Genomic DNA, 7,700 nt, shown 5'->3' on the forward strand with positions numbered 1-7,700 from the left:
GCGCAGGTCCACAGACAGAGGTGAAGGCATGAGCAAGCTCCTTCATCCGTCAACGCACTACCCGCTAACCCGTCTCAAGCGGCGCGGGACCGGCTCTAGCTTCAGGGCAGGCCGCCCGCAGGCTGCGGAGCCCCTCAACGCTGCGGTCATCTTCGGGAGCAGCGAGAATCAGTGAGGGGAGAAGCTGACCGCTTGCCGGATCCTTCGATCCATTCGAGGTAGTGTCGGCTCTTATGACCTGGAAGCCCATCCCGCAGAGGATTGAGGCCAGCCCCTCCTGGACAAGCGGATGCGATGCAATCACAGCCGCCGGGATATCGCCGCCGTTGATCATCTTGTCTCCTCCTAGGCTGAGGGATCTTGCCATAGACCGAGGATCTCAACCTACCCGAGAGCACAGAATTTAGTCCGTACAATTAAGTACGTCTCCTGTCGGGTTACCTCTCGCTTGCACATCGAGGTACGGCATTACTACCCACACGGCTCGCCCAGATTCGTGCCCAGGCCGAAGCCGCAGAGCGAGAAGGTTGAGATCGAACTCATTGTCGCCCTGCCAGCGGGAAGTACGATTGACATGGGCGGGACTGGAGGGAGATCGGGCACCGAGACGTGTCGCACTCGTGGATGGCCGGCACTGACACGCTCTAGCTCAGCGGGAGTCCAGTCCGACCTCTGTCGAACCCGTCAGGCTTGTTCGGCATCAGTCCGTCTAGGCGTGGCGTAGGCGATTCTGTGGCGTCGTACGGGAACGGATACGTGTTCTGGACGCGTGCGTCCTCGCAGGCCGGAGGCTCGGGCATGGTGATGGAGGCGCCGCTCAATGTATCCTCCACGAACCTGCCTGCGGCCTCTGCGGCGGACTGTAGGGTCTCCCGGCTGAGGTGCGAGTAGCGCTGTGTGGTCTTGATGTTGGCGTGTCCGAGCAGTTGCTGAACTACGTAGATCGACACGCCCTCGTTGATGAGGCTGCTCGCGAATGTGTGGCGAAGATCGTGCAGGCGCAGATCCGAAAGTCCTGCTCGGTTCTTGATCCGAGTCCAAGCAGAGAAGAACGTCGGCGAGGGACGGCCCGTGCGGCGGGTCGGAAAGATGAACGGGTTGCCAGGGAGCGGCCGGATGGACCGCAGCAGTGCAACTGCCGCCGCATTCAGGGCGATATGGCGGGGTTTCCCGGACTTCGAGAGCGGAACGAGCAAGGTACGCCTATCCCAGTCGATACATTCCCGCCGAGCCTGTCCGATCTCGTTGCGCCGCCCGCCGGTGAGCAACATTAAAGGATGGGGTAGCTGTGACGGACGAAGTCGAGCAGCGGCGTCTGCTGCGCATGCAGGCCGAAGCCGTCCTTTCCGAGAAGCTGCCACTGTGGCGCCGGCTCGGCATGGTGTAGCCGCAATCTCGGGCTGGATGGCCGGTATCAGGAGTCTGAATCCATGAGCACCATTCAGCCTGTGTCACCGGCACGCCACGCTGGCCTACGCTGGCGTGGTTCGGCCAGCTACCGCTTCGCAGCAACGACAGCGGTGGTTCCGCTGGCCGCCGCCGAGGTGGCTAAGGCCGCACTCGCCCTGCCGCTCGCTTTCATCCAACGGGACGACCACTGGGGCCTCGCCGCCGTGCTCGGTCTCCTGCCGGGGCAGAACCTCTACGTCGACGGGAACGGCGCCTGGCTCGCCCGCTACGTGCCGGCGGGATTCCGAGGCTATCCGTTCCTGATCGGCACACAGGCGAACGGCGAACCCACGCTCTGCGTCGACGAGGCGAGCGGGCTCGTAGGGGAGGGGACAGAGGGCGAGCTCTTCTTCGACGAGGCTGGAGCCTTGAGTCCCTCAGTGGCGCAGGTCGCCACCTTCCTAACCGAGACTGCCCGCAGCGAGGCGGCGCTGATGGAGGCTTGTGACCTTCTCGTGAAGGCGGGCGTCGTCGAGGTCTGGCCGATCACAGTGCAGGGCGAGCAAGGCACACAGCACGTGGCTGGCCTGTACCGGGTCAACGAGACTGCGCTGAACGGGCTCGACGATGCGACCTACAGCGCCCTACGTCGCAGCGGTGTGATCGCCGTGGCCTACGCCCAGCTTCTCTCGACGGGCAACCTCACTCAGCTTGGGCAACTCGCTCAGGCTCGTGCGCAGGCCGAAGCAGCCGAGCGGGCGAAGGCCGAGGTCAAGCCGATCATCACCCTGCCCGAGGAGAGCACCATCGACTGGGACTGGAGCAAAATCGGGCGGTAACGGCGCTACTCCTCTCTGGCGCTCGTGTCTTCAAAGTGTGTCAGACGCATCTCTGCCTCCGCGCCTGGGTCTATGCGCTGCCTTCGGGCATGATGCCGTGCTCGGTTGCCCACATTGCCGCCTGCGTCCTGTTATCCAGCTTGAGCTTGCGCAGAACGGCCTTGACGTGAACCTTCACGGTGGCCTCGGCGAGAGTGAACTTGTGGGCGATCATCTTGTTCGAGGCTCCCTCGGCAAGGCACCGTAACACCTCGACTTCACGCTGTGTCAGCTTATGAGCCAGCCCTACAACTTGCTCGATATATCCATCCGTAATGACTGCTCTGAAATGGATCGGCTTCTGATCTGCAAGCACATCAAGAGCCGTTGTCGGCCGCCTGAAAACGATGTCGTACAGTCTCCGAGATTGTACCGTCGCGCCTGACATGACGACGTGCAGCACATTGATCAGCGCCTCACGACCGATACCGCTGTCGAGGAGAGCCTGGGCTGCGAGGCAGAGATCTTGTGGCAAGGCCGCTGGGCCGGTCCCTTGTCCGAGGAGAACGAGCTTGGCTTCTGGGCAGGTTGCCCGCAGGGTGCGAAGTGCCTCAACGCTGCGGCTGTCTTCAGGAGCAGCAAGGATCAGCGACGGGTAAAGCTCACTACTTGTCGGATCCGCTGACCCTTCGGCGGCAGTGTCTGTCCTGATGATTCGGAAACCTATCCTGCTGAGGATAGAGGTCAGCCCCACCTGGACCAGTGGATTCGATGCAATCACAACCGCCGGAACATCGCTGCCGCAGACCATCGTGGATCTCCTGGGTCGAGGGAACGGACCCTAGACGGAGGGTCCTAGCCTAACCCGCAATGCAGATTTTAATCCGTGCAATTAAGTGCTCCGCCGAACAGGCTACCTCGCTCGCCTCCATAGTGATGCTGGACATTGCACGGGGGGCTTGCCCAGACGCAGGCAGCCGAATGCGCCAGTGCCGAGGTCAAGTCGATGATCAGCTTGCCCGAAGACAACACCGTCGACTGGGCCTGGAGCAAGATCGGGCGGTGAGCCACACACGCTCACGCAGACCGTGGCCTCGTTCCGTACCGGGTGCGAGTCCCGGCGTAGGTATTCTCAGAGTGGGGTTGGGACTGCGCTGTTCTGCCGATCTGGCGGCAGGCCAGAAGCAACTGCAGCCATGATGCCATGATCACGGGCCCACATTGCGGCCTGAGTGCGGTTCTGCGTGCCGAGCTTGCGCAGAACGGCCTTGACGTGAACCTTCACGGTGGCCTCGGCGAGAGCGAACTTGCGAGCGATCATCTTGTTCGATGCGCCGTCCGCAAGACAGCGCAGCACATCCAGTTCGCGATCCGTCAGGCGGTGAACCGGACCTGAGTTCAGCCCCTCCTGCATCCCCAGCGTGTTCTGGTCGGCCATAATAGGCTGGGGCCCCGCAAGCACATCGTGAACCGTCTTCCGGCGCTGTGTCATCAAGGCTGACAGGCCAGGCGATTGGACCCTCATTTCGGACATCACGAGGTCGAGGATCGTGATCAGAGTTTCACGCCGGATGCCGTGGTCGAGCACGGCCTGGGCTGCGAGCGCGAGATCCTGGGATAAGCTGTCCGCCGCAGCCGCACGTCCGAAGATGACGAGCTTCGCCTCGGGGTGAGCCGCACGCAGGCTGCGAACGGCCTCTTGGCTCGCACTGTCTTCCGGCATGGCAAGAATGAGCGTGAGTGGCCGCTGCTCATCGGCCGTGTCGCTCGCCTCGCCACAAAGTGCGCTCGGCTGGACCATCTGGAATCGTGTTCCAGCGAGGAGGGAGGCCATGCCTCCTTGAATGAGGTGGCTGGATGCGATCACCGCCGTCAACACATGCGCGCCGCAGGTCATTGTGGTCACTCCCAAACGTGGCGGCAATCCGCTCGTGTTGGCAACATGAGGCCAAGCTTGAATGTTCAAGCTCGTACCGTGCGAAGAACTACTGAGTTGGAAGCCGCACCAAGCGGGAGGTGGTCCTCAAGCTGAGGTTCTGGTTCTCGGCGGAGGACCCTGTGAGTGTCTCACCCTGCTGACTTGGTCATAGAGGTAGCCCCACAGGCGTGTGCTCGCCCTCCGAAGGGCAAGGGCAGGATCCGCATGCTACTGGTAGGAATTCTGTACGCTCGACCTTGCCAATGCGGCTTCCAAACCCAATGAGGCGATCATGTGCGCTCATCAGAAGAAGCTTGCCTCGGAGCAGGTTCGGGAACTTCGCCGAGAGGGCGGACGCTACCTGCGCGAACTTCGAGAGGCGCAAGGTCTGTCGCAGCGCCAGATGGCCTCGTTGATTGGCGCCGATTACTACACCTTCGTGTCGCAGATCGAGACGGGCCGGGGCCGCATCCCGCCGGACGGTTACCGGATCTGGTCAGAGGCGCTCGGAACAGATGTAAAGGACCTCGTCCGGAATCTGATGCGCTACTATGACCCCGTGACTCATCAGATCCTATTTAAGGATCAAACTGCAGCTCGGTCGTAGGCGGGGCAGTGGCATGATCCACCCTGCGCAGTCACTCAGGGGCTCCCGCCCTGTGAGCTAAGCTCTGTGGCCTCACGGCGTGATCTGAACGGGCCAGCTTGGCAAGACAGAGACCGTACATGGCTTCGCCGGCGCTGGCGCTCCTGCATCGAGCAATGAGGCTGCGCCCAAAGGGCTGGATGATGCAGCCTACAACGGCTTACGGCGTGGCGGTGTTATCGCCGTCCCCTATGCCCAGCTTCTCTCATGGGCAACCTCACCCAGCTTGGGCGACTCGCCCAAGGTCGGGCTCAAGCTGAAGCCGCCGAGCGGGCAAGGGCTGTGGTGAGGCCGATGATCAGTCTGCCCGAGGACAGCACCATCGACTGGGACTGGAGCAAGATCGGCCGCTAGGCTGGCGGGGTCCCGAGCCGGCGAGTCGCCGCCCCATGCGGGGAGGGGAGGTGCGACGGCGCCTGTCCCGTCCGGGGCGGTCGATTTCGCACGCGATGACTGGGTTGTTCCGTGCGCCGCCGGCCCGTCGGCGGCCCTCAGGCGCCCGGGCTCCCCAGCGCGGCGTACTCGTCGGACCCGCACAAAGCCTGCACCACCTCCTCGACCGGCACCGGCCCGGCCGCGATCTGCTCTCCCCACCAGGCCGCCCCGGCCGGATCGACCGCCCGCCCGAGGATCAGGGCATAGGCTCGCCCGACATCGGCCTCCGTCACCGCGCCGGGCTCGGGGCAGGCCAGCGCCCGCGCGAAGGCCGCCCGCTCGAACTCCGCCCCGCGCGCCTCGGCCTCGGCGAGCAGCATCGCCGCCCGCCGCGCGCCGCGCGCGTCGGCCGCGCCGAAGGAGGCGTGCGCCTCCACGTGATGGGCCGTGAGGCGCGCCATCCGGCCGAACCACTTCGCGTGGAAGTGTTTCTGATTGAACGCGATTTTCTCAAGCCGCGCGGGATCGTGCAGGAAGTCGCGGGTCGACCCGTTCTCCTCGTGCAGGAGGTTGACGGGGACCTGATAGAGCCGCGCCCCGCGCAACGTCGCCTCGAGCGAGTAGTCGACATCCATCACGTAGGCCCAGCGGTAATCCGGGTCGAAGCCGCCGATCATGTCGATGACCTCGCGCCGGATGTAGACGCCGCCGAAGGTCGCCCAGTCGACCCGGCGTACCTGAGCGAAGCGCTCGTCGTAGAGCGTCGCCTCGGCGGTCGCGGTGCCGGCCGCGACGTCGACGAAGCCGCCGATATGCGCGACGATTCCGTCCTCGATCATCCCGCCCGCGCACTGCACGTACCACGCGCCCGAAGGGTGCCGCACCGGGTAGAGCAGGTCGCAGGCGATCAGCCCCGCATCCGGCAGAGCCTCCGCCGCCGCCACGAGCCGGTCGTACCAGGTGTTCCCGCAATCCTCTGGAAGCGGCCGCATGTCGGAATGCACGATGATCACGTCGCGGCCCGGAAACGCGTTCCAGCACCGCTCGAAGGCGCGTTCCGGCCCAATCAGCTCGGTGTCCCGCCACAGGTGGAACGGCAGCGTCCGGCCCCGGTCCGCGTCGAGCCCGAAGGCCGCGACGACGCGGTCGCGGTCCGCTTCCCTGACGTAGGGGCAGATGATCACCGGCCCCTGCGGAGGCGGCGCGCCCGCCACGTCCGGCGGCAAGCCCGACACCAGCCGCCCGCCGCCCGCCCGGCGCTCGGCCGGGATCGTCCCGTCCCCGACGCCCGCGCGCACGGCATCGATGCCGGCCCCGAGGTCGCGGAAGGGCAGGGCGACGATCCCGACCGCGCTTGGGCGCCCCTCCGTCTCGGGGCGGTCGTCGGGAGCGGGCGGCCGGTGCGAGAGCTCGAGCGCCAGGACGCCCGGCGCGTGGCTCCGGAGGCCGTCGATCACGGCCGCGCGCGGGATCGCGGTGGGCTCCGAGACGAGGATCCAGTCGGCGTCATCGGCATCGAGGAGCCCCCGCGCCAGGCTGTTCCACTGGAAGCGCTCGCGTTCGCGCGGATTCATCAGGTCCGGCGGCTCATCGGCCACGACGACGTAGCGGATCTTCCGATGGAAATCGGCGAAGCGCGGCCAGTGCGCGCGAAGCTGCAAGGGCTTGGGGTCGCCGCCGGCGGTGCGCGTGGCCTCGGCGACCACGAAGGTATCAACGACGGCGTCGAGCTCGCGCAGGCGAATGGCGAGCGCCGCAACATCGCCGGTGAAGAGCATGCAGTCGAACACGCGCATGGACCGCTTAGGCCTCATGTGATGGGAGCCGAAGGCCGAGCGAGTAGCATCCGGTCGCCGCCAGAGGAACTGCGGCAACCCCGCCGCTGCCGCGGACGGCGGTACTGAGAGTTCGACAGGTCGGGCATCGCGCGTGATCGTGCTGACCTTCGGCGGAGACAATGCGACAGTTAAAGCCGTCCCGCGTGACACGAGCGAGGCGGCAGCCGGGCCGATGACAGGTCGGCCCCTGCCACAGCTCAACTGTCCACGCGACCCCTCCACCAAACTCGGTGAAGAACCTTAGGAGTAGTCCGCCCTTTGGTATGGCTTTCGAGCCTTGACGACGCCCGAGAAGGCAAAGCACCCAAATCCTGAGAAGATCGTTGCCACGCTGCGGCAGGCGGGCGTGCTGATCTCACAACAAGAGCAGCTCATCCTTTTTCAAGGAGAGCGGCCGACCGATCGGCGGATCTGAGCTCACGTGCTCACGCGAAGCGTGGCAGTTCGACAGCGTAATATGGAGTTGTCCTTGGTCGACGCGGCTCCAATTCTTACGCAGTGCATCACACCTTGTTCTCCTGGAGCGATCCCCGGCGCTTCTGTTCGAGGTGTGATTCGGGTCATCTTCGTGATTGCTGGTAGCCGGTCTGATTGGAGCGTCGCACGTGATCGTGACAGTAACCACTCGTTCAGTTAACGAGGCGACACCTCAACAGACACACTTAACACAAGATGATCTTACCAGATGGTGAGGTTAATCGGATCATAACTTGAGG

At 64.5% G+C, this 7,700-nt stretch carries 9 protein-coding genes; 4 read left to right on the forward strand and 5 right to left on the reverse strand.

Going from position 1 to position 7,700, the window contains the following annotated elements; translation table 11 throughout:
- Window positions 1–64: 64 nt before the first annotated feature.
- Window positions 65–334 carry a hypothetical protein gene (locus WDW90_RS33000; RefSeq protein ID WP_336491868.1) on the reverse strand — a complete coding sequence of 90 codons (270 nt, stop codon included), beginning with the start codon at window positions 332–334 and terminating at the stop codon, window positions 65–67.
- 310 nt (window positions 335–644) lie between these two features.
- On the reverse strand, window positions 645–1,271 hold the full coding sequence (locus WDW90_RS33005; protein ID WP_336491869.1) for a tyrosine-type recombinase/integrase: 627 nt from the start codon (window positions 1,269–1,271) through the stop codon (window positions 645–647).
- Window positions 1,272–1,430: 159 nt separating this feature from the next.
- Between WDW90_RS33005 and WDW90_RS33010 the strand changes: the two genes are divergently transcribed.
- The gene (locus WDW90_RS33010) at window positions 1,431–2,228 is read left to right on the forward strand and encodes a SapC family protein (RefSeq protein ID WP_336491870.1); all 798 of its coding nucleotides are present in this window, start codon (window positions 1,431–1,433) and stop codon (window positions 2,226–2,228) included.
- Between the two features lie 70 nt (window positions 2,229–2,298).
- Here the strand turns inward: WDW90_RS33010 and WDW90_RS33015 are convergent, their stop codons facing one another.
- Together WDW90_RS33015 and WDW90_RS33020 are read right to left on the reverse strand one after the other, a co-directional pair.
- Entirely contained in the window at window positions 2,299–3,018 is a 720-nt protein-coding gene (locus WDW90_RS33015) for a helix-turn-helix transcriptional regulator (RefSeq protein WP_336491871.1), read from the reverse strand.
- Window positions 3,019–3,339: 321 nt separating this feature from the next.
- The gene (locus WDW90_RS33020) at window positions 3,340–4,104 is read right to left on the reverse strand and encodes a helix-turn-helix transcriptional regulator (RefSeq protein ID WP_336491872.1); all 765 of its coding nucleotides are present in this window, start codon (window positions 4,102–4,104) and stop codon (window positions 3,340–3,342) included.
- Window positions 4,105–4,417: 313 nt separating this feature from the next.
- Here WDW90_RS33020 and WDW90_RS33025 point away from each other — a divergent pair, with 313 nt between their 5' ends.
- Together WDW90_RS33025 and WDW90_RS33030 are read left to right on the forward strand one after the other, a co-directional pair.
- Window positions 4,418–4,732, forward strand: coding sequence for a helix-turn-helix domain-containing protein (locus tag WDW90_RS33025; RefSeq protein ID WP_336491873.1), 315 nt, complete (start codon window positions 4,418–4,420; stop codon window positions 4,730–4,732).
- Between the two features lie 246 nt (window positions 4,733–4,978).
- The gene (locus WDW90_RS33030; protein ID WP_336491874.1) at window positions 4,979–5,125 is read left to right on the forward strand and encodes a hypothetical protein; all 147 of its coding nucleotides are present in this window, start codon (window positions 4,979–4,981) and stop codon (window positions 5,123–5,125) included.
- 137 nt (window positions 5,126–5,262) lie between these two features.
- On the opposite strand, the gene WDW90_RS33035 is transcribed toward WDW90_RS33030, so the two are convergent.
- Window positions 5,263–6,942 carry a DUF4214 domain-containing protein gene (locus WDW90_RS33035; protein WP_336491875.1) on the reverse strand — a complete coding sequence of 560 codons (1,680 nt, stop codon included), beginning with the start codon at window positions 6,940–6,942 and terminating at the stop codon, window positions 5,263–5,265.
- A 319-nt stretch (window positions 6,943–7,261) separates the two neighbouring features.
- On the opposite strand from WDW90_RS33035, the gene WDW90_RS33040 reads away from it, so the two are divergent.
- The gene (locus WDW90_RS33040; protein ID WP_336491876.1) at window positions 7,262–7,399 is read left to right on the forward strand and encodes a hypothetical protein; all 138 of its coding nucleotides are present in this window, start codon (window positions 7,262–7,264) and stop codon (window positions 7,397–7,399) included.
- Window positions 7,400–7,700 lie beyond the last annotated feature (301 nt).

The organism is Methylobacterium nigriterrae, assembly GCF_037106235.1.
Classification (GTDB): Bacteria; Pseudomonadota; Alphaproteobacteria; order Rhizobiales; family Beijerinckiaceae; genus Methylobacterium; species Methylobacterium nigriterrae.

Excerpts from the sequence above, each read along its gene's own strand:
- WDW90_RS33000 (WP_336491868.1), bottom strand. The coding sequence starts at position 334 with ATGATCAACGGCGGCGATATCCCGGCGGCTGTGATTGCATCGCATCCG.
- WDW90_RS33005 (WP_336491869.1), bottom strand. The coding sequence starts at position 1,271 with ATGTTGCTCACCGGCGGGCGGCGCAACGAGATCGGACAGGCTCGGCGG.
- WDW90_RS33010 (WP_336491870.1), top strand. The coding sequence starts at position 1,431 with ATGAGCACCATTCAGCCTGTGTCACCGGCACGCCACGCTGGCCTACGC.
- WDW90_RS33015 (WP_336491871.1), bottom strand. The coding sequence starts at position 3,018 with ATGGTCTGCGGCAGCGATGTTCCGGCGGTTGTGATTGCATCGAATCCA.
- WDW90_RS33020 (WP_336491872.1), bottom strand. The coding sequence starts at position 4,104 with ATGACCTGCGGCGCGCATGTGTTGACGGCGGTGATCGCATCCAGCCAC.
- WDW90_RS33025 (WP_336491873.1), top strand. The coding sequence starts at position 4,418 with ATGTGCGCTCATCAGAAGAAGCTTGCCTCGGAGCAGGTTCGGGAACTT.
- WDW90_RS33030 (WP_336491874.1), top strand. The coding sequence starts at position 4,979 with ATGGGCAACCTCACCCAGCTTGGGCGACTCGCCCAAGGTCGGGCTCAA.
- WDW90_RS33035 (WP_336491875.1), bottom strand. The coding sequence starts at position 6,942 with ATGCGCGTGTTCGACTGCATGCTCTTCACCGGCGATGTTGCGGCGCTC.